Source organism: Kribbella sp. CWNU-51 (assembly GCF_054073265.1).
The window spans coordinates 346,912-367,553 of sequence record NZ_JBSXMZ010000023.1 but is presented as its reverse complement, the minus strand read 5'-3'; the positions used below and the strand labels follow the sequence as shown (position 1 = coordinate 367,553).

The 20,642-nt window shown below is 69.5% G+C and carries 17 protein-coding genes and 1 pseudogene; 17 read left to right on the top strand and 1 reads right to left on the bottom strand.

The window, feature by feature from the left end:
* The first annotated feature begins 37 nt into the window (after window positions 1-37).
* From mraZ to ftsZ, 13 genes and pseudogenes are all read left to right on the top strand, one after another.
* On the top strand, window positions 38-469 hold the full coding sequence (gene mraZ / locus ACXC9Q_RS25480; RefSeq protein WP_132144096.1) for a division/cell wall cluster transcriptional repressor MraZ: 432 nt from the start codon (window positions 38-40) through the stop codon (window positions 467-469).
* A gap of 244 nt (window positions 470-713) precedes the next feature.
* Window positions 714-1,679 carry a 16S rRNA (cytosine(1402)-N(4))-methyltransferase RsmH gene (gene rsmH, locus ACXC9Q_RS25475; protein ID WP_457059166.1) on the top strand — a complete coding sequence of 322 codons (966 nt, stop codon included), beginning with the start codon at window positions 714-716 and terminating at the stop codon, window positions 1,677-1,679.
* Entirely contained in the window at window positions 1,679-2,338 is a 660-nt protein-coding gene (locus ACXC9Q_RS25470) for a hypothetical protein (RefSeq protein WP_457059165.1), read from the top strand. Before rsmH ends, ACXC9Q_RS25470 begins: the two co-directional genes overlap by 1 nt.
* A 466-nt stretch (window positions 2,339-2,804) precedes the next feature.
* Window positions 2,805-4,586 (top strand): peptidoglycan D,D-transpeptidase FtsI family protein, encoded by a 1,782-nt coding sequence (locus tag ACXC9Q_RS25465; RefSeq protein ID WP_457059164.1) that lies wholly within the window; start codon window positions 2,805-2,807, stop codon window positions 4,584-4,586.
* Between the two features lie 50 nt (window positions 4,587-4,636).
* Window positions 4,637-6,163 (top strand): UDP-N-acetylmuramoyl-L-alanyl-D-glutamate--2,6-diaminopimelate ligase, encoded by a 1,527-nt coding sequence (locus ACXC9Q_RS25460; protein ID WP_457059163.1) that lies wholly within the window; start codon window positions 4,637-4,639, stop codon window positions 6,161-6,163.
* Window positions 6,160-7,554, top strand: coding sequence for a UDP-N-acetylmuramoyl-tripeptide--D-alanyl-D-alanine ligase (locus ACXC9Q_RS25455; protein WP_457059162.1), 1,395 nt, complete (start codon window positions 6,160-6,162; stop codon window positions 7,552-7,554). The genes ACXC9Q_RS25460 and ACXC9Q_RS25455 overlap by 4 nt, the downstream gene beginning before the upstream one ends.
* Window positions 7,555-7,583: 29 nt before the next feature.
* Window positions 7,584-8,633: a phospho-N-acetylmuramoyl-pentapeptide-transferase gene (gene mraY, locus ACXC9Q_RS25450; RefSeq protein WP_405072231.1), complete on the top strand. Its 1,050-nt coding sequence runs from the start codon at window positions 7,584-7,586 to the stop codon at window positions 8,631-8,633.
* On the top strand, window positions 8,634-10,073 hold the full coding sequence (gene murD / locus ACXC9Q_RS25445; protein WP_457059161.1) for a UDP-N-acetylmuramoyl-L-alanine--D-glutamate ligase: 1,440 nt from the start codon (window positions 8,634-8,636) through the stop codon (window positions 10,071-10,073). It begins immediately after the preceding gene.
* 15 nt (window positions 10,074-10,088) lie between these two features.
* Entirely contained in the window at window positions 10,089-11,363 is a 1,275-nt protein-coding gene (ftsW, locus tag ACXC9Q_RS25440; protein WP_457059160.1) for a putative lipid II flippase FtsW, read from the top strand.
* A gap of 29 nt (window positions 11,364-11,392) precedes the next feature.
* Window positions 11,393-12,481, top strand: a complete 1,089-nt coding sequence (gene murG / locus ACXC9Q_RS25435; RefSeq protein WP_457059159.1) for an undecaprenyldiphospho-muramoylpentapeptide beta-N-acetylglucosaminyltransferase — start codon at window positions 11,393-11,395, stop codon at window positions 12,479-12,481.
* Window positions 12,478-13,938 (top strand): UDP-N-acetylmuramate--L-alanine ligase, encoded by a 1,461-nt coding sequence (murC, locus tag ACXC9Q_RS25430; protein WP_457059158.1) that lies wholly within the window; start codon window positions 12,478-12,480, stop codon window positions 13,936-13,938. The genes murG and murC overlap by 4 nt, the downstream gene beginning before the upstream one ends.
* An 18-nt stretch (window positions 13,939-13,956) precedes the next feature.
* The gene (locus ACXC9Q_RS25425; RefSeq protein WP_457059157.1) at window positions 13,957-14,697 is read left to right on the top strand and encodes a cell division protein FtsQ/DivIB; all 741 of its coding nucleotides are present in this window, start codon (window positions 13,957-13,959) and stop codon (window positions 14,695-14,697) included.
* A 122-nt stretch (window positions 14,698-14,819) separates the two neighbouring features.
* Window positions 14,820-15,908: pseudogene (gene ftsZ / locus ACXC9Q_RS25420) on the top strand (cell division protein FtsZ); the annotation flags it as partial.
* Between the two features lie 1,077 nt (window positions 15,909-16,985).
* On the opposite strand, the gene ACXC9Q_RS25415 reads toward ftsZ, so the two are convergent.
* Window positions 16,986-17,507, bottom strand: a complete 522-nt coding sequence (locus tag ACXC9Q_RS25415; protein WP_457059156.1) for an ArsR/SmtB family transcription factor — start codon at window positions 17,505-17,507, stop codon at window positions 16,986-16,988.
* A gap of 57 nt (window positions 17,508-17,564) precedes the next feature.
* Between ACXC9Q_RS25415 and ACXC9Q_RS25410 the strand changes: the two genes are divergently transcribed.
* The 4 genes from ACXC9Q_RS25410 to ACXC9Q_RS25395 all read left to right on the top strand — a co-directional run bounded on the left by ACXC9Q_RS25410 (window position 17,565) and on the right by ACXC9Q_RS25395 (window position 20,642).
* Window positions 17,565-18,548, top strand: a complete 984-nt coding sequence (locus ACXC9Q_RS25410; protein ID WP_457059155.1) for a S41 family peptidase — start codon at window positions 17,565-17,567, stop codon at window positions 18,546-18,548.
* 9 nt (window positions 18,549-18,557) lie between these two features.
* A complete protein-coding gene (gene pgeF / locus ACXC9Q_RS25405; RefSeq protein WP_457059154.1) occupies window positions 18,558-19,295 on the top strand; it encodes a peptidoglycan editing factor PgeF in 738 nt (245 codons plus the stop codon).
* Window positions 19,292-20,005: a YggS family pyridoxal phosphate-dependent enzyme gene (locus tag ACXC9Q_RS25400; protein WP_457059153.1), complete on the top strand. Its 714-nt coding sequence runs from the start codon at window positions 19,292-19,294 to the stop codon at window positions 20,003-20,005. The genes pgeF and ACXC9Q_RS25400 overlap by 4 nt, the downstream gene beginning before the upstream one ends.
* A gap of 70 nt (window positions 20,006-20,075) precedes the next feature.
* The gene (locus ACXC9Q_RS25395; RefSeq protein WP_457059152.1) at window positions 20,076-20,642 is read left to right on the top strand and encodes a cell division protein SepF; all 567 of its coding nucleotides are present in this window, start codon (window positions 20,076-20,078) and stop codon (window positions 20,640-20,642) included.

Genomic DNA, 20,642 nt, shown 5'->3' with positions numbered 1-20,642 from the left:
CGCCTGAGACGGAGAGTCCGCAACGGGGAGGTGGAGCGTGTTCCTCGGAACTCACTTCCCCAAGCTCGACGACAAAGGACGACTGTTCCTGCCGGCGAAGTTCCGGGACGAACTGGCTGACGGCCTGGTGATCACGCGTGGGCAGGAGCGGTCGCTGTCCGTGTGGCCGGAGCGCGAGTTCGTCCAGCTGACCGAACAGTTGAAGCAGGCGCCGATCACCAACAAGGGTGCGCGGGACTATCTGCGGATGCTGTTCGCCGGGGCCTCCAACGAGGTGCCGGACAAGCAGGGCCGGGTCACCATCCCGCCGATGCTGCGCGATTACGCGGGTCTGGATCGTGACTGCGTCGTCATCGGGGCGATGAACAGGGTGGAGATCTGGAACACGGAGAACTGGAACAGGTACTCCGCGGAGCAGGAGCAGGCATTCGCCGACCTCTCCGAGGAGGTACTGCCCGGCATCTTCTGAAGCTGAACAGTGGGCAAGCGGCATCGCGAGCACACCGGCCGTCCGGTGAGATCACGGGTCCGACTTCCGACCTCACGTGTTGGCGCCACTTCCCCGGCGCCAAGACCCGAGGTACTTCCCCGGAAGGCGAACCCGCGATCTGACCGGACGGAGTCGTCTCCGCACGGCTCACCACTGATCGGCACCGCAACACCACAGAACCTGCGGGGGCAGGGTCGCTCCCGCGGCGACGGAAGGGTCGAGGATGGACGCTGCGGAGCGGCATGTGCCGGTGATGCTGGAGCGCGTGGTCGCGCTGCTGGCGCCGGCGCTCGCGCATCCCGGTGCCGTCCTCGTCGACGCGACCCTCGGTCTCGGTGGTCACTCCGAAGCCTTCCTGCGGCAGTTCCCGGACGCCCGGCTGATCGGGCTCGACCGCGACCCGGCCGCGCTGCGGCTGGCCGGTGACCGGCTGACGCCGTACCAGGAGCGGATCACCCTCGTCCACGCGGTGTACGACGAACTCCCGCGCGTCCTCTCCGATCTCGACGTGCCGGCGATCGACGGGATCCTGTTCGACCTCGGCGTCTCCTCGATGCAGCTGGACGAGGCCGAGCGCGGCTTCGCCTACGCGCAGGACGCGCCGCTGGACATGCGGATGGACAGCACCGGCCCGACCACGGCGGCCGACATCGTCAACACCTACAGCGCGGCCGACCTGGCCCGGGTCCTCTTCCAGTACGGCGAGGAGAAGTTCGCCCGGCGAATCGCGGACCGGATCGTGCGGGAGCGCGAGACCGAGCCGTTCACCACCAGCGCGCGACTGTCCGAGCTGGTCCGCAACGCGATCCCGCAGGCGGCCCGCCGTACTGGCGGACACCCGGCGAAGCGGACGTTCCAGGCGCTGCGGATCGAGGTGAACGGCGAGCTCGAGGTCCTGCGGCGAGCCCTGCCGGCCGCACTCGAGGCGCTGGCGCTGCACGGCCGGATCGTGGTGATGAGCTACCAGTCGCTCGAGGACCGGATCACCAAGCAGACGTTCGCGGCCGCGACGAAGAGCGACGTACCGGACGACCTGCCGGTGATTCCGGCCGGGCACGAGCCGTATCTGAAACTGCTGACCCGCGGGGCCGAACGACCGACCGAAGAGGAGGTCGCGGCGAACCCGCGGGCCGCCTCCGCTCGCGTGCGGGCGGCCGAACGCATCCGGGAGAAGGGGTTGGTGGCCTGATGAGTACTGTCTTCAGCCCGCAGAAGGCGCGGGTCACACCGGCCGCTCCGGCCAAGCGCTCGGAACCGAAGCTGCGGGTGGTCTACGGCGCGCCGTTCCGGCCGCCGCGGATGCCGTTCGTCATCTTCGTGGTGTCGCTGCTGGCGGCCGGCCTGGTCGGCCTGCTGCTGCTCAACACGGAGCTGCAGGGCGGGACGTTCGAGATCACCAAGCTGAACAGCCAGGCCGACCAGCTGCGCGATCAGCAGGAAGGTCTGGAGAAGCAGGTCCGGACGCTCGAGTCGCCGCAGAACCTGGCCGACCGGGCGCTGCGGATGGGCATGGTGCCGAACCCGAACCCGGTCTTCCTGCGGCTGTCCGACGGGCGGGTGCTCGGAGTGCCGGCGGAAGGAAAGGCCGGCACGGGTACGGCGATGTTCGGTCCGGGGACGCCGACGGGCACCGCGACCAAGCCGCCGGTGAAGCCGCCGGTCGCGAAGCCACCCGTCAAGCCGCCGGTCGTCAAGCCGCCTGTGGTCAAGCCGCCGGCGGGCACGGTGAAGCCGGGGACGACGACAGCACAGACAGGTACGGCGACGGGTAACAAGCCGCCCGCGACGACGAACAAGCCGCGCGCCGGTACGACGGGAGCGCAGGGCACCACGACCACCGGGGGATGATCGGATGACGGACCGACGGGGCAGCGAGCCGCCGCGCAAGCGCGGCACTCAACCGGGCCGGGGCACCCCGGCCCGCAAGGCTCCGTCCCGTCCGTCCGCCACTACAGACAGCACCCGAACCACCCCCCAGCGTCCCGAGTCCACCCGGGAAAGACTGCTCCGCCAGGCCCGCGAGGAGCACGAAGGCGGCGCTCCGCGCCGCCCCGCCGCGGGCGGGGAAGGCAGGCCCACGAGTGGGCGGAAGCGTCCTGCGCCCGAGGGTGCAGGGCGAGGGACTGCGCCGCGCAAGCGCGCGGGGGGCAAGCAGGCGCCGAAGGCGGCCGGCGGTCGGCCGGCGCCTCGTCGTGCTCCTGACGGAGCCGGGCGAGCGCCTGCCAAGAAGGCTGCGGCCAAGAAGAGCGTGCCGCGGAAGCGGCCGCAGAGCAGGCGGCCTCCGCAGCGGCGCAAGGTCAGGAAGCCGCCGCGGATGCTCAAGTTGGGGCGGTCGGGGTTGCGGTTGCGGATGACGTTCGGGGTGATGGCGTTCGTGCTGTCGCTGTTCGCCGGGCGGCTGGTGCTGCTGCAGGGCGTGGACCCGGACAGCTATGCGGCGGCGGCCACCAAGGAGAACACCCAGGGGAACATCCTGCACGCGTCGCGCGGGTCGATCGAGGACCGCAACGGTGTCGAGCTGGCGGTGTCCGAGGACGCGGTCGCGATCACCGCCGACCCGACCCAGACGAAGCCGGTCGCCGACCAGCTCGCCGCGATCCTGGCGCCGAAGCTGACGAGTACGACGTCGGCCAAGCTGATCGCCGCGATGACCGGCAAGGGCCGCTTCGCGGTCCTCGCGCATCAGGTCACTCCCCAGACCTGGAACGCCGTCGAGGCCGAGATCAAGACCCGCAACGCGGACATCGCCGAGCAGAACAAGGGCAAGGTCAAGGAGCAGCAGGCTCCACTGCTGGCCGGCCTCTACACCGAGGACGACCCGATCCGCAGCCACCCCAACGGCAGCGTCGCCGCGACCGTGGTCGGCGTCGTCGGTGCCGACGGCAAGGGCCTGTCCGGGCTCGAGTACGGCCTGAACGACAAGCTGTCCGGCCATGACGGCAGGGCGATGTACGAGGTCGACACCCGGGGCAACAAGATCCCGAACGCGAATCACACGGTCGAGGAGCCGAAGCCCGGCGTCAGCGTGCAGCTCACCCTGGACACGGACCTGCAGTTCTTCGCGGAGAAGCGGATCCAGCAGGCGGTCGAGCAGTACCACGCCACCTCCGGCACGGTGATCACGATGGACGTCAAGTCCGGCGAGATCCTGGCGATGGCCAACTACCCGTCCTTCGACCCGAACGGGAAGTACACGTCGGCCGACTTGAACAACCCCGCGCTGGAGCGCACCTACGAGCCGGGCAGCGTGCAGAAGGTGGTCACGATGGCCGCCCTCGCCGACGCCGGGCTGATCGACCTGAACACCAAACTCCGGGTGCCCGGCAGCATCGAGGTGCAGCGGCGGACCATCAAGGACCACTGGGACCACGGCCCGCTCAACCTGACCATCGCCGGCGTGGTCGCGAAGTCGTCGAACGTCGGCACGATCATGGCCGCGCAGCAGATGCGGATCCCGCAGTTCGTGAAGTACCTGCACGACTTCGGCTTCGGCGAGCCGACCGGGCTGAACTTCCCCGGTGAGAGCAACGGCCTGATGAAGTCGGGCGACGAGTGGCCCGAGCTGACCCGGTCGAACGTCGCGTTCGGCCAGGGCCTGTCGGTGAACGCGGTCCAGATGACCGCCGCTGTGAACGCGGTCGCCAACGGCGGCGTCTACGTCCCGCCGAAGCTGGTCCGCGACTACATCGACGCGAACGGCACCGTCGTACCGAACCAGACGCCGGCGCCGCACCGGGTGGTGAGCGAGAAGGCCGCCAAGGAGGTCGCCACGATGATGGAGGCGGTGACCGCGAAGAAGGGCACCGCGCCGCAGGCTGCGATCGACGGCTACCTGGTGGCCGGCAAGACCGGGACGGCGCAGCAGGTCGACCCGAAGACCGGCAAGTACGGCAAATGGGCGACGTCTTTCGCCGGATTCGCTCCTGCCGACAACCCACGGTTCGTTACGTACGTCGTACTGCACGATCCCCTGGGTGCTCGGGGTGGTGGCTTCCAAGGAGGACCGGTGTTCCGAGACGTGATGAGCTACGCGCTGCAGAAGTACGTCGTCCCGCCGTCGGGGGCGAAGCAGCCCGACGTTCCCATCACCTGGTGACGCAGGGTCAGGTAGGAGTCACAGGGTCCGGAGCGGTAGCCTCAGGGCCCGTGTCCACCCCTACCGCCGCAGGCGGCGCCGTCGCAGCGATCAGGCCACGACATGTCGTGCCGGTCCGCCTTGCCGACGTCGCCCGGATCGCCGGAGCAGCGGTCCCGGCCGGTCCGGCTGCCGACGTCACCGGCGTCACCCTCGACTCCCGGTCCGTTCTTCCCGGCGACCTGTACGCCGCTCTGCCCGGAGCCGTCACGCATGGCGCGGAGTTCGTCGCGAACGCGCAGCAGTCCGGGGCAGTCGCCGTACTCACGGACCCGACGGGCGGGGATCGGGCCGCGGCAACCGGTCTCCCGGTGCTCGTGGCCGCCAGGCCGCGGGACGTGCTCGGTGCGGTCGCGGCGCGGATCTACGGGGAGCCGACCAGTGAGCTACGCCTGCTCGGAGTGACCGGCACCAACGGCAAGACCACGACCAGCTTCCTCTTGGACGCCGTATTGCGTGAGCTCGGCCGGACAGCGTTGATCGGGACGATCCAGACCCGGATCGGTGACGAGGTGGTGAAGAGCGTCCGGACCACTCCGGAGGCCACCGACCTGCAGGCGCTGTTCGCGGTGATGCGGGAGCAGGCGGTCGCGTGGTGTGCGATGGAGGTGTCGAGCCACGCGCTGGCGATGGGCCGGGTCGACGGAGCTCGCTTCGCGGTCGCGGGGTTCACCAACCTGACGCAGGATCATCTGGACTTCCACCGCACGTTCGAGGAGTACTTCGCGGCGAAGGCCTCGCTGTTCACCCCGGAGCGGTGTGATGTGGCCGTGGTGACGATCGATGACGAGTACGGGCGCCGGCTCGCCGCGCAGACCGTCGTACCTCTCGTCACCGTCTCCACCAAGGGCGACGCCGACTGGACGGTGGCCGGCCGGCATCAGTCCGGGCACGGCAGAACTGTGCTCGACGTTCAGGGGCCGAACGAGTCGCTGACCCTCGAGATCGCGCTGCCCGGGGACTTCAATGTGGCGAACGCGCTGCTCGCGACCGTGATGCTGCGGCAACTCGACGTACCCGCCGAGGCGATCGCGGCCGGGCTGCGGACCGCGACCGTCCCGGGGCGGATGGAGGCGTTCACCCGCGAGGACGGCCTGGCGGTCATCGTCGACTACGCGCATACGCCGGACGCGGTCGAGCTGGCGCTGCAGGCCGCGCGGAGTGCGACGAAGGGCCGGCTGTTCGCGATCGTGGGCTGCGGCGGCGACCGTGATCCCGGCAAGCGCCCGGCGATGGGTGCCGCGGCGGCCCGGACGGCGGACGTCGTGATCGTCACCGACGACAACCCGCGCAGCGAGGACCCGGCGGCGATCCGCGCCGCCGCGCTGGCCGGCGCTCGCGCGGCGGTCCCCGGCGTAGACCTGCACGAGATCGGCGACCGCCGGCAGGCCATCGCGAGCGCGATCGAGCTGGCCGGTCCGGGCGACACGGTCGTCGTGCTGGGCAAGGGCCATGAGACAGGCCAGGACGTCGGCGGTGTGATCCACCCGTTCGACGACCGCGAAACCGTGCGTGAGCTGTTGGAGGCAGACCGGTGATCCCTGTCAGTTGCGGCGAGATCGCCGACGCTGTGAACGGCGAGCTCGCGGGGGTCGCCCCGTCGGACGTCGTGGACGGCGCGGTGGTGATCGACTCGCGAGCCGCCGGCCCCGGTGGGCTGTTCGTCGCCCTGCCGGGCGAGAACGTCGACGGGCACGACTACGTCGGTACGGCGACCGCCGCAGGCGTCACGGCGTCACTGACGACCCGGCCGGTCGAGGGCAGTCCCTGCATCGTCGTCGCTGACCCGCAGGCCGCGCTCGGAGCGCTGGCCCGCCTGGTGGTCAGCCGCCTTCCCGACCTGACCGTGATCGCGCTGACCGGCTCGTCGGGGAAGACCAGCACCAAGGACCTGATCGGGCAGCTGATCCGCTCGCACGGTGAGACCGTGGTGCCGGAGGGTTCGTTCAACAACGAGATCGGGCACCCGCTCACCGCGCTTCAGGCGACGGAGCGCACGAAGTACCTCGTCGCCGAGATGGGCGCGCGGCACCAGGGCGACATCACCTACTTGGCCGGGATCACTCCGCCGAAGATCGGGCTGGTGCTGAACGTCGGTACTTCGCACATCGGCGAGTTCGGATCCCAGGACAACATCGCCGTCGCCAAGGGCGAAATGATCGAGGCCGTGACCGCCGGCGGCACCGCGGTGCTCAACGCCGACGACCATCGCGTCGCCGCGATGCGAAGCCGGACGCGGGAACGGGTGCTGACCTTCGGCGAGGCACCCGAGGCCGACATCCGGGCGGAGGGCGTGAAGCTCGACGCCGAGGGACAGCCCGCGTTCACCCTGCGCATCGGTGACTTCGGCGGCGACATCCAGCTGCAGTTCATCGGCGAGCACTACGTGTCGAACGCGCTGGCCGCCGCTGCCGTCGGCTCGGCGATCGGTATGACCCCCGAGCAACTCGCGGAAGGCCTCAACGCCGCCACGCGAGTGTCCGCGGCGCGGATGGAGCTGACCGAGCGCGCGGACGGCGTCACGATCATCAACGACGCGTTCAACGCCAACCCGGACTCCACCCGCGCCGCACTGAAGGCACTGGTCGCGATCGGCCGCTCGCGCGGGGCGCGGACCTGGGCGGTGCTCGGCGAGATGCTCGAGTTGGGCGACGCGTCGGCCGACGAGCACGACGCGATCGGGCGGCTGGTGGTGCGACTCGACGTGAACCGGCTGCTCGTGGTCGGAGCGGGGGCGAAACCCATTCATCTCGGTGCCTCGCTGGAAGGCTCCTGGGGCAACGAGTCGGCCTACGTCGACAGCATCCCGGAAGCGCTCGAGCTGTTGCGATCCGAGCTGCGCGCGGGTGACGTCGTACTGGTGAAGTCCTCGAAGGGGTCGAAGCTCCGCAGTCTCGCGGACGCGCTGACCGGGGAGGACGCGCAGTGATCTCGATCCTGTTCGGCGGCGCCGTCTCGATGGTGCTGACGCTGCTCGGCACGCGCTGGGCGATCACTCTGCTGGCCCGGCGTGGCTACGGCCAGGAGATCCGCGACGACGGCCCGACTTCGCACCACACCAAGCGCGGTACGCCGACCATGGGCGGCACCGTCTTCATCCTCGCCACCATCATCGGGTACTTCGCCGCGAAGCTGTTCACGATGACCCCGCCGACCGCGTCGGCGCTACTGGTGCTGTTCCTGTTCGCCGGGATGGGCGCGGTCGGCTTCCTGGACGACTTCATCAAGATCTTCCGGCAGCGCAGCCTGGGCCTGCGCAGCAAGGCGAAACTGGCCGGTCAGACGATGGTCGCGGTGGTGTTCGCGGTCCTCGCGCTGCAGTTCCCCGACGAGCGCGGCCAGCGGCCGGCGTCGCCGTTCATCTCGTTCATCCGCGACATCGGCTGGCTGGAGCTGCCGGTGATCCTCGTGGTGATCTGGATCCTGCTGCTGATCGCCGGGATGTCGAACGGCGTCAACCTCGCCGACGGTCTGGACGGTCTGGCCACCGGCGCCTCGATGATGGTGTTCGGCGCCTACACGCTGATCTGCATCTGGCAGTTCAACCAGAGCTGCGCGACCGCGCAGGGCGTCGGCGCGAAGTGTTACGAGGTCCGGGATCCGCATGACCTCGCCGTTGTCGCCGCCGCGTTGACCGGTGCGCTGTTCGGCTTCCTGTGGTGGAACGCCTCGCCCGCCAAGATCTTCATGGGTGACACGGGTTCGCTGTCGCTGGGTGGCGCGCTGGCCGGCATGGCGGTGATGACCCGGACCGAGTTGCTGGTGCTGCTGCTCGGCGGTCTGTTCGTCATCATCACCGCCTCGGTGATCCTGCAGGTCAGCTACTTCAAGGTCACCAAGCGCACCACCGGTGTCGGCAAACGGATCTTCCGGATGGCGCCGTTGCAGCACCACTTCGAGATGCTCGGCTGGGAACAGGTGAACGTGGTGATCCGGTTCTGGATCATCCAGGGCCTGTGCGTGGTGATCGGCCTCGGGATCTTCTACGCAGAATGGGTGGCCAGCTAAATGAGCCTCGAGACACGCACGTCGGACGGCTGGGCGACGACGCACTTCGTCGTCCTCGGCTTCGGTACGGCGGGGTATGCGTGCGCCGACTCGCTGCTGCAGGCCGGCGCTGAGCACGTCGCCGTACTCGACGACCGGGACAACGAGGGCTTGCGTGAGAAGGCCCAGATCCTGGAGATCCTCGGCGCCAAGGTCACCCTCGGTCCCGGCAGTACGGCGGAACTCCCCAAGGAAGTCGATGTCGTCGTAACGTCGCCCGGCGTACCGCCGCACGCGCCCCTGCTCGCTCAGGCGGCCGAGCGGGAGGTGCCGATCTGGAGTGAGATCGAGCTGGCCTGGCGGCTGCGCGACCCGGCGAACGCCGCGCCCTGGTTGTGCATCACCGGCACCAACGGCAAGACCACGACCGTGCAGATGCTGACCGCGATGCTGACCGCCGCGGGTCACCGAGCCGTTGCCGCGGGCAACGTCGGGCTGCCGCTGCTCGAGGCCGTGATGGACCCCGAGCCGTACGACGTGATCGCGGTCGAGCTGTCCAGTTACCAGTTGCATTTCACGCACTCCATGTCCGCGCACTCCGCCGCCGTACTGAATCTCGCGCCGGACCATGTCGACTGGCACGGCTCGATGGACGCCTACGCCAAGGACAAGGGCCGGATCTACGAGAACTGCCAGGTCGCGTGCGTGTACAACGCCGCCGACCCGGCCACCGAGCAGCTGGTGATGGACGCGGACGTGATCGAGGGTTGCCGCGCGATCGGCTTCACCCTCGGTACGCCGGGACCGTCGATGGTCGGCCTGGTCGACGTGTTGCTGGTGGACCGTGCGTTCGTCGAGCAGCGAGCGACGTCGGCGCTGGAGTTGGCGACGATCGACGACGTGAATCCGCCCGCGCCGCACAACGTGGCGAATGCGCTGGCCGCCGCCGCGCTGGCCCGGGCGTTCGGCGTACCGGCGACGGCGGTCCGGGACGGGCTGCGTGGGTTCACGCCGGACAAGCACCGGATCGCGCAGGTCGCGGACGTTGCCGGGGTCAACTATGTCGACGACTCGAAGGCGACCAACCCGCATGCCGCCCAGGCGTCGCTGCTCGCGTACGAGCACGTGGTGTGGATCGCTGGAGGTCAGGCCAAGGGCGCGACGTTCGACGAGCTGGTGATCGCGGCCCGGGAACGTTTGCGTGCCGTCGTACTGCTCGGTCAGGACAAGGCCGTGATCGCGGAAGCTCTCGAGCGACACGCACCGGATGTCCCGAGGATCATGATCGAGGCAACCGACACTGGAGCCATGGAGATCGTGGTGGGGGAGGCGGCGAAGCTCGCACAGGTGGGTGACACCGTGCTGCTCGCGCCCGGCTGCGCATCCTGGGACATGTTCGCCAACTACGGAGCCCGCGGAGACGCTTTCGCCGAAGCCGTACGTCGGCTGGGCGACAACTGATCCGGGGGTGATCGAGTGACATCGATCGCTGATCAGCCGGATCAGAAGAAAACAGCGCAATCTCTGACCCCACCCCGCCGCCCCGGTCAGGCGGAGCGGCCCTGGCTGGCGGCCATCAAGGACGTGCTGGACCGGCCGCTGACGTCGTACCACATCCTGCTCGGCGCCACCGGCCTGTTGCTGGTGCTCGGGCTGCTGATGGTGCTGTCGGCGTCCAGCGTGCTGTCGCTACGCGCGAACGGGAACAGCTACACGATCTTCGTCCGCCAGCTGATCTGGGTCGGCGTCGGCCTGCCGATGGCGTACGTCGCCTCCCGGATGACGCCGCGGCACTTCCGCATGCTTTCGTACGTCGCTCTGCTCGGCTCGATCTTCCTGCTCGTGCTGACCTACATCCCCGGTCTGGGAGTCGGCGTGAACGGCAACACCAACTGGCTGAACCTCGGTGGACCGCTGCAGATCCAGCCGAGTGAGTTCGCCAAGCTGGCGCTGGTGATGTGGTGCGCGGATTTGTACGCGCGCAAGGAGAAGCTGCTCACCCAGTGGAAGCACCTGCTGGTCCCGATGGTCCCAGTCTGCGGTCTGGTGATCGCACTGGTCGTCGGGCAGCACGACCTGGGGACGGCGCTCGTCCTGATGGCCATGATGATCGGCATGATCTGGATCGTCGGCGCGCCGACGCGGTTGTTCATCGCCACGATCGCGGTGGTCGGCGCGGTCGCGACGTACTTCGTCAACGCGGAGAAGTACCGGATGGAGCGCGTGACCTCGTTCCTGGACCCCTTCGCCGACCCGACCGCGGTCGGGTGGCAGGCGTACCACTCGTTCTACGCACTGTCGACGGGCGGCTGGTGGGGCGTCGGGATCGGCAACAGCCGGCAGAAGTGGGGCAACCTGCCGGAGGCGCACACCGACTTCATCTTCTCCGTGATCGGTGAGGAGCTCGGCCTGGTCGGGTCGCTCACCGTGCTCGCCCTGTTCCTCACCCTGGCGTACGCCGGGGTGCGGATCGCGACCCGGAACACCGAGCCGTTCGTCCGCTACGCGGCGGCCGGGATCACCATCTGGATCATGGCGCAGACCCTGGTCAACCTGGGGGCCGTGATCGGACTGCTACCCATCGTGGGTATCCCGCTGCCGCTATTGTCGTACGGTGGTTCCGCACTGCTGCCGACGCTGATCGCGATCGGCATGCTGCTGTCCTTCGCGAAGGCCGAGCCCGGCGCGCAGGCTGCCCTGAAGGAGACCAGGCGGCCGCGGTTCGGGTGGCTGCCGTCGCGCACGCATTGACGAGAGAACACGCGGGAGCGTTGAAAGCTGTGCCCAGCATCGTCCTGGCCGGAGGCGGAAGCGCCGGCCACACCTCACCCCTGATCGCCACCGCGGACGCGTTGCGGCGGCTCGATCCGACCATCGAGATCCTCGCGCTCGGCACCGAGCGCGGGCTCGAGACCCGCGTGGTCCCGGAGGCCGGCTACCGGCTCGAGCTGATCCCGCCGGTGCCGCTGCCGCGCCGGCCCACGCCCGCGCTGCTCGCCGTACCGGGGAAGATGCTGGCCTCGGTCGGTGCGGCCCGTAAGGCGCTGGACGAGGCGAAGGCCGACGTCCTGGTCGGCTTCGGCGGCTACGTCTCCACCCCCGCGTACGTCGCGGCCTGGCGGCGGAAGACGCCGATCGTGGTGCACGAGGGCAACGCCGTACCGGGGATCGCGAACAAGTTCGCCGCCCGCTACTGCACGCAGCACGTCAAGACGTCGTTCCCCGGCACGGATCTGCCGCACGCCGAGTACGTCGGCCTGCCCATCCGGCGCGCGATCTCCACACTGGACCGGGCCGCGCTGCGGGCCGAGGCGCGGCGGTTCTTCGGGCTGGACCCGGATGCGCCCACGCTGTTCGTGACCGGCGGTTCACAGGGTGCGCAGCGGCTGAACGAGGCGTGCGCCGGTGCCGCCGCGGACCTGCAGGCGGCCGGCATCCAGGTCCTGCACGCGATCGGTCCGAAGAACACGCTCGAGATCCCGCAGACCGGACCCCTCCCGTACGCCGTTCTGTCGTACATCGACCGGATGGACCTGGCCTACGCGGCCGCGGATCTCGCGGTCTGCCGCTCGGGCGCGAACACGGTCACCGAGGTGTCCGGTGTCGGTCTGCCCGCGATCTACGTTCCGCTTCCGCACGGTAACGGTGAGCAAGCGCTGAACGCCAAGCCCGTGGTGGATGCGGGCGGCGGCCTGCTGGTGGACAACGCGATGGTGTCGCCGGATTGGGTTCGTGCCACCGTTCCGCAACTTCTGCACGACTCGGCGCGTCTGACAGCCATGTCCACAGCGGCGAAAGGCCTGATCCGTACGGATGCCGACGAGCGATTGGCGCGGATCATCCTGGATGTGGTGAGGTCTGCTTCGTGATCGTCACCGCTCCTGACACGACGCTGCCCGCGGAGAAGCTGGGCAAGGTCCACTTCGTGGGTATCGGCGGCGCCGGGATGTCCGGTATCGCGCGGATCATGGCGTCCCGCGGCATCGAGGTGTCCGGCTCCGACGCCAAGGACGGCAAGGTGCTGGCCGCGCTGCGCGCGCTCGGCGCCACCTGCTGGGTCGGTCACGCCGCCGAGCACGTCGCCGACGCCGACACCGTGGTGGTGTCGACCGCGATCCGCGAGACCAACCCCGAGGTGATCGCCGCCCGGGCCGCCGGGATCCCGATCCTGCCGCGCGCCGCGGCACTCGCCTCGGTGATGGTCGGCCGCCGGACCCTCGCCGTCGCCGGCACGCACGGCAAGACGACCACGACGTCGATGCTGACCGTGGCGCTGCAGCACTGCGCGGCCGATCCGTCGTACGCGATCGGCGGCAACCTGAACGAGTCGGGCTCGAACGCCCACGACGGCACCGGTGACCTGTTCGTCGCCGAGGCGGACGAGTCGGACAAGTCGTTCCTGACCTACACGCCCGAGGTGTCGATCGTCACATCGGTCGAGCCGGACCACCTGGACAACTACGGCGACGAGGCCAGCTACCGGCTCGCCTTCGAGCAGTTCTGCGACCGGGTCCTCCCGGGCGGCTTCATGGTGATGTGCTACGACGACGCCGGCGCGCGGAGACTGGCCGATTTCGCCGGCGCGCGCGGCATCGACGTACGGACGTACGGCGAGTCCGACGACGCGGATCTGCGGGTCACCGAGATCACCGCGACCGGGGCGACGCAGTCGTTCGTGCCGGTGTACCGCGGGCGGCGGCTGCCGATGGTGCAGTTACAGCAGGCGGGCAAGCACAACGCGCTGAACGCGTCGGCCGCGTTGACGGTCGGGCTCGGGCTCGGGTTCTCCGCGGCCGACCTGGCCGAGGGGCTGGAGTCGTTCACCGGCACCGGCCGGCGGTTCGAGTTCAAGGGACTGGAGGACGGCGTGCGGGTGTTCGACTCGTACGCCCACCACCCGACCGAGCTCGCCGTCGACCTGACGGCGGCCCGGCAGGTGGCCGGGGAGGGGCGCGTGGTCGCGTGCTTCCAGCCGCACCTGTTCAGCCGGACCAGGATCTTCGCCACGGAGTTCTCCGAGGCGCTCGCGCTGGCCGACGAGGTCGTCGTGATGGACGTCTTCGCCGCCCGTGAGGACCCGGAGCCCGGTGTCACCGGCGCCCTGATCGCGAACCACGTGCCGCTGAAGCCGGATCAGGTGCGGTTCGAGCCGTCGTGGTCCGCCGTACCTCAGCTGGTCGCGGATCTCGCCGAGCCGGGTGACCTGGTGGTGACGCTGGGCGCGGGCGACGTGACGCTGATCGGACCGGAAGTCGTTGGTTTGCTGGCCGAACGCGCTGCCGCCCGCGAGTCTGCGGCCGAGGCCCTCGCTCCTGTGGTGGAGTAAAAGGGTGGGGTTGACTGAATGAGCCAGAGCGCTGATCTGGCTCGGGCACAACAGCGGTTCGCGCGCCGGCAACGGCTGGTGCGCTGGCGTAGCTGGTTGCCGTGGGCGGTCGGTGGCGCCCTGCTCGTCCTGGCCGCGCTGATCGTCTGGTTGTTCTACTACTCGTCGGCGTTCGCGGTCGCCGGGGTCCGGGTGAGCGGTGCGGACACGGTGCCGGTGGCAACGATCGAGCAGGCGGCGGCGGCACCGATCGGCACACCGCTGGCGCAGGTCGACCTGCGGTCGATCGCGGACCGGGTGCGGACGATCCCGGCGGTCGAGGACGCGCAGGTGACCCGCGCCTGGCCGAACAAGATCGTGATCGTCGTCACCGAACGGGTGCCGGTGGTCGTTGTCACCGACGGCTCGCGGTTCGAGCTGGTCGACGCGACCGGAGCGACGTTCAAGACGGTGCCGGACCGGCCGGCCGGACTGCCGGAGGCGAAGGTGACCGGCGCCCGGCGCGACGTCACGATCCGTTCGCTGGTGACGGTTTCGGCGGCCCTGCCGGACACGTTGCGGGCCCAGGTCGGATCGATCTCGGCGCTGTCGCCGGACTCGATCACTCTCAACCTCGCCTCCGGGGTGAAGGTCGTTTGGGGGAGTTCCGATGACAGCGAGCGAAAGGCCGAGGTACTCAGCGTGCTGATGAAACGCAAGGCCAAGGTGTACGACGTCTCGGCGCCCGATCTCCCTGTCACCAAAGGGGAAAAGCGGTGACGGATCACATCACGGCAGTGTGCGGCGAGGCGCGTGGACATTGCCCGAAGCCGTCCCGTAGCGTGCGTCGTAATCTAAAGTTGACATAAGTCTAAGCATCCACTTGAGGTTCAGTCTTTTCGCTGGAACTTTTCGCTGGAACAGGGGCCAACCGGCCACAACGGGAACAGAACGAGGCGAGAGGCGCGGACGTGGCGGCACCGCAGAACTACCTGGCACTCATCAAGGTCGTCGGCATCGGCGGAGGCGGCGTGAACGCCGTCAACCGGATGATCGAGCACGGTCTGAAGGGCGTTGAGTTCATCGCCATCAATACCGACGCGCAAGCGCTGTTGATGAGCGACGCGGACGTCAAGCTCGACATCGGCCGGGAGGAGACCCGGGGCCTCGGCGCCGGCGCGAACCCGGCGATCGGGCAGAAGGCCGCCGAGGACCACGCGGAGGAGATCGAGGAGGCGCTCAAGGGCGCCGACATGGTCTTCGTCACCGCGGGCGAGGGTGGCGGCACCGGCACCGGCGGCGCGCCGGTGGTGTCCCGCATCGCGCGCTCGCTCGGTGCGCTGACGATCGGTGTGGTGACCCGGCCGTTCTCGTTCGAGGGCAAACGGCGTGCGACCCAGGCGGAGGACGGTATCGCCGCCCTCCGTGAAGAAGTCGACACCCTGATCGTCATCCCGAACGACCGGCTGCTGACCATCTCCGACCGCGCCGTGTCGGTGCTGGACGCGTTCAAGCAGGCCGACCAGGTGTTGCTGCAAGGTGTCTCCGGCATCACCGACCTGATCACCACGCCCGGTCTGATCAACGTGGACTTCGCCGACGTCAAGGCGGTCATGTCGAACGCCGGCTCAGCGCTGATGGGCATCGGCTCGTCCCGCGGCGAGGACCGCGCGGTCGCGGCGGCCGAGGCGGCCATCTCCTCTCCGTTGCTCGAGGCAAGCATCGAGGGTGCGCACGGCGTGCTGCTGTCGATCGCCGGCGGCTCCGACCTGGGGCTGTTCGAGATCAACGAGGCGGCCCAGCTGGTCTCGGAGTCCGCGCACTCCGACGCGAACATCATCTTCGGCGCGGTGATCGACGACGCCCTCGGCGACGAGGTGCGGGTCACCGTGATCGCGGCCGGGTTCGACGGCGGGATGCCGAAGCGGCGCGAGCAGGCGATGAGCACCGCCCGCCCGCAGACCTCTCGGCCGGCGTCGGAGTCGCAGAGCTACTCGGCGCCGACGAACAACCCGTCGGCTCCGGCCGGCCAGCAGGCCGGTCAACCCCCGGCGAGCCAGCCGGGGACCGGTCAGCCGGGCGCCGGGACCGCAGGTGGTGGGCAGTCGACGGGTGGTCAGTTCGCCGGTGGACAGCCGGGCGCCGGTGAGGCTGCTGGTCAGCCGGGTGCCGGTCAGTCCACTGCCGGCCAGGGCTCCGCGAACGGGCAGGCGGGTGAGTTCACGAACCCGCCGGCGCAAACCGACGACACGGTCCCGGTGCCGGCTCCGACCGAGGGCCGTCCGGGCGCGGGCACGACCAACTCGGCCCGCCCTCAGCCCGGCGATCCGGTCCGCACGGTCCAGTCGGGGCAGCAGTCGCCGCAGTCGGCGCCGCACACCCCGGCCTCTCCGACCGCGCCGGGGACCCAGCACTCCTGGCCGACCCACGGCCCCAGCACCTCGGGCACGACGCCCGGGTCGACGTCGGGCAACGGTTCGTCCCAGCCCACCCCGACCCGCCCGGCCCGCAAGCCGGACCCCGAAGAAGACCTCGACATCCCGGACTTCCTCAAGTAACACCGGCCACCAGGTCCCCGCCACCAGGTCCGGCCACCCGCCACCAGGTCCCGCCACCCGCGACCTCGTCGTACGGCGACAAGTGGGGGCCTGGACACGTTCTGGTGTGCTGGGACAGGGAATAACGGCTCTCCTGCTGGATCTCTGGGTGTGATCCGGTGGCGTGATGTATGGGGCTCGGCCGTCGGCACGGCGGGCTGTGTTTGTCGGGAGCTGGGTGGACTGGGGAGGGAAATGTCCCTTCACGGGGGTAAAACCCTCCCCGGACTGGCCCGGGGCCCGGCGCAACCTCCGGCGCCGAGCACAGATCCCGCCGGAGGGGAGGGATCAGCTCACTCGGGCGGTCGGGGTGGCCTCGATCTGCCTCAGGCCGGCGAGTCCCAGCAGACCACGGCTTCACACCTTGGGGAAGTTCGACGGATATCCCCTGAAATGGGCTCTCCTGCTCGATGTGTGGAAGATCGTCGAACGGAACAGCAAAGAACGTGTCTCGGCCCCCGATTCCCTGCGTCAGATCCCGGAGGATGGCTGGGGCTGACGCGGGTGGTAGACCGAGACGACGACGCCGTACCGGGACTCGCCGGGGCCGGCGTCGGTGAGGTCACCGACCATCCGCTCCAGCGTCGCGGCCAGTTCCACGGCCTGGTCCGCGGTCAGCCGGACGTTCCGCAACAGGACCAGCGGGTCGGCGTCGTCGGTCTCGAGCTCGGCCGCGATCGCGTGCAGGACGACTGTGTTGTTCGCCCGCGCGCCCTCACCGACGAAGTCGAACTTCCACGCGGATCGCCGGTAGTACTGCTCGGTCCCGCCGCGCACCTGCCGGGTGTCGGCCACGTGCACCATGCCGGCCTCGCGCAGCACGCCGAGGTGATGGGCGACGTTGCCTTTGGCCGTGCCGAGCGCGACGGCCAGCTGGCTGATCGTGGCCGCCTCCTGCCCGAGCGCGAACAGCAAGCGGTGCCGCAGCGGGTGCCCGAGCGCCTTGAACTGCGCGGCCGTCGACACCTCCAGCCGGTCGGAGATCTCGCTCATGAATCAAGCGTCAATTTATCTTGACGCTTTGTCAAGCCGCATGCTTCACTCCTGCCCATGCAGACCGAAGAGATCCGCGCCGTCGTCGGCCGGCTGGGCGCGCTCGTCGCCGAGCACTACGTCTTTCCCGAGACCGGTCGGGAGGTGGCCGACCGGCTCGCCGCCGCCACCGCCACCGGCCGGTACGACGAACTCCGGGAGCCCGAGCGGCTGGCCGAGCTGGTCACCGGCGACCTGCAGGCCGGCAACCACGACAAGCATCTGCGGCTGAAGTTCCACCGCGACGGGCTGCCGGACGAGGCCGACCCGATCGCCGAGGAGGCCCATTGGCGCCGCCGGGCCTCTCTCGACGCCGGTGGGATGGCGCGGGTCGAACGGCTGGACGGCAACATCGGGCTGTTGGAGATCCGGCCGTTGCTGTACGCCCCTACCCACGCCGGCCCGGCCGTGACCGCGGCGATGACCCTGCTCGCGTCGACCGACGCGCTGCTGCTCGACCTGCGTCGCTGCCTGGGCGGGTCGCCCGACCAGGTCGCCTTCGTCTGCAGTCATCTGGTCGATGCCGACGACGCGGTCCATCTGAACGACCTGGTCACTCCGGCCGACGGGACCACGCGGCAGTTCTGGACGTCGCCGTACGTCCCGGGTCCGCGGTTCGGCGGCTCCAAGCCGATCTGGGTGCTGACCAGTTCGGTGACGTTCTCCGGCGCGGAGGAACTGTCGTACAACCTGCAGCAGCTCGGGCGAGCGGTGATCGTCGGCGAGCGGACGGGTGGCGGAGCGCATCCACGTCGTGGGTTCAAGCTGCACGAGCAGCTCGAGGCGACGATCTCGGTGCAGCGTGCGATGAACCCGGTCTCCGGGACCAACTGGGAAGGAACCGGCGTGACGCCGGACGTCGACGTGCCCGCGGACCAGGCCTTCGCCGAGGCGTACCGCTGGGCTGCCGAGCACGTCCTCGGCCTGCCATCGGATCCGGAGCGGAACACTGTGACCGACGAGGCTCGGACAGTGCTGGGAGCACAGGTCGTCGCTGGGTAACCTTCAGTCGTGTTCGGCTACGACGAGGTTCTCGACGACGTCCGCTGCGCCTTCACCGACCGCTTCGGAGGCACGAGCCAAGCGCCGTACGGCGAACTGAATCTCGGCAGCGCGCTCGGCGACGATGCCGAGGCGGTGACGGCGAACTTCCGGCTGATCGCGGCCGAGTTCGGAGTCCGGCCGGAGGGTGTCGTGCGGGTCAGCCAGGTGCATGGACGCGACGTGTCTGTCGTGCGGCCGGACGACGAGCTTCCGATGCAGCCGATGCCGATTGCCGATGGTGTCGTCACCACGCGCGACGATGTGGTGCTGTGTGTTCGCGCCGCCGACTGTCTTCCGGTGTTGCTCGCAGGTGATGGCGTGATCGGTGCGGCTCACTCCGGTCGCAAGGGCATGTACGTCGGCGTCGTACCGGCGACTGTGGAGGCGATGCGTGTGCTCGGTGCCACGCGGATCACCGCCGTACTCGGGCCGTATGCCTGTGGCAACTGCTACGAGGTGCCGGCGGAGATGCGGGCCGAGGTCGTCGAGCGGGTGCCGGCGTCGTACGCGGAGACGAGCTGGGGTACGCCGGCCATCGACGTGGCGGCCGGGGTCCGCGCACAACTGGACGAGCTGGGCGTCGAGGTGGTCGACGCAACGGCGTGCACGATCGAGTCGGAGGCCCTGTACTCGTACCGGCGGGAAGGCCCGGTCAGTGGCCGGATGGCCGGCCTGATCAAGCTAGGCGCGGTGACCACGGCGTGACGACGCGCGCGGACGAGCTGCGGGCGAATCTCCACCACGCCCGGGAGCGGATCGAGAAGGCCTGTCAGGCGGCCGGGAGGTCTCCGGACGAGGTCACCCTTGTCGCGATCACCAAAACCTTCCCAGTCAGCGATGTACGGGCGCTGGCGGACCTCGGCGTCCGCGACGTCGGCGAGAACCGTGAGCAGGAGCTCAAGGCGAAGGCGCCGGACTGCCCGGACCTCACCTGGCACTTCGTCGGTCAGCTGCAGTCGAAGAAGGCCCGTTCGGTGGTACGGTACGCGTCGGCCGTGCACTCGGTCGACCGGTTGTCGCTGGTGGCCGCGCTGTCCAAGGCCGCGGTCGTCGAGGAGAAGACCCTTCGCTGTCTCCTTCAGGTAAGTCTCGCGTCGTACGGATCCGCGGACGCCGCGACCGGTGCCGCCCGCGGTGGCGTCGAGCCGGACGCTGTACTCGATCTCGCCGGTGAGGTGGCGTCGGCGGACGGGCTCGAGCTCGGGGGAGTGATGGCGGTCGCGCCACTCGGCTCGGACCCTGACGAAGCCTTCGCCGGCCTGCGCGAGGTAGCGTCCCGGCTACGCTCCGAACACCCCGGAGCCGACTGGATCTCGGCCGGGATGACGGCCGACCTGGACGCCGCGATCAGGCAGGGAGCGACACACGTCCGGCTCGGGCGCGCCTTACTCGGAACGCGTACCCCCGCGGGTTAGTGTCGACATCGAGCAGGTTTTGCTTCCTGCTCACCGTTGTCGTCGAACCGGATCGAGGGGCTGGAGGGCCATGAGCGGCGCGCTGCGCAAGATGGGTGTCTACCTCGGCTTGGTCGAGGACGGGGAGCGCTACAACGCGCGGTACGACGACGAGTACGACGACTTCGACGAGTACGAGGACGAAGCCGTCGACGGGGAGTCCCACGAGACCGAGCCGGTACCCGCCGGCCGGGAGAACCGGGACGTCCGCGAACCGCGGGCCGAGTCTCACAGTCACTCAGGCCGCGAGGAGCAGGGCGCGACGGTCAGCAAGTTTCCAGAACGACGTGGTGTCGCACCGTCCCCGGAGGTTACCGAGTTGGCCCGCATCACCACCGTGCACCCGCGCAGCTACAACGAGGCGCGTGTCATCGGTGAGCACTTCCGCGACGGCACGCCCGTCATCATGAACCTGACCGAGATGGATCACGCCGACGCCAAGCGACTGGTCGACTTCGCGGCCGGGCTGATCTTCTGCTGCCGTGGGTCGATCGAGCGGATCACCACCAAGGTGTTCCTGGTCTGCCCGCCGAACGTGACAGTGGCCGCCGAGGAGAAGGAGAAGATCGCGGCGGACGGGTTCTACAACCAGAGCTGA

Excerpts from the sequence above, each read along its gene's own strand:
- rsmH (WP_457059166.1), top strand. The coding sequence starts at position 714 with ATGGACGCTGCGGAGCGGCATGTGCCGGTGATGCTGGAGCGCGTGGTC.
- ACXC9Q_RS25470 (WP_457059165.1), top strand. The coding sequence starts at position 1,679 with ATGAGTACTGTCTTCAGCCCGCAGAAGGCGCGGGTCACACCGGCCGCT.
- ACXC9Q_RS25465 (WP_457059164.1), top strand. The coding sequence starts at position 2,805 with ATGCTCAAGTTGGGGCGGTCGGGGTTGCGGTTGCGGATGACGTTCGGG.
- mraY (WP_405072231.1), top strand. The coding sequence starts at position 7,584 with ATGGTGCTGACGCTGCTCGGCACGCGCTGGGCGATCACTCTGCTGGCC.
- murD (WP_457059161.1), top strand. The coding sequence starts at position 8,634 with ATGAGCCTCGAGACACGCACGTCGGACGGCTGGGCGACGACGCACTTC.
- ACXC9Q_RS25425 (WP_457059157.1), top strand. The coding sequence starts at position 13,957 with ATGAGCCAGAGCGCTGATCTGGCTCGGGCACAACAGCGGTTCGCGCGC.
- ACXC9Q_RS25415 (WP_457059156.1), bottom strand. The coding sequence starts at position 17,507 with ATGAGCGAGATCTCCGACCGGCTGGAGGTGTCGACGGCCGCGCAGTTC.
- ACXC9Q_RS25410 (WP_457059155.1), top strand. The coding sequence starts at position 17,565 with ATGCAGACCGAAGAGATCCGCGCCGTCGTCGGCCGGCTGGGCGCGCTC.
- ACXC9Q_RS25395 (WP_457059152.1), top strand. The coding sequence starts at position 20,076 with ATGAGCGGCGCGCTGCGCAAGATGGGTGTCTACCTCGGCTTGGTCGAG.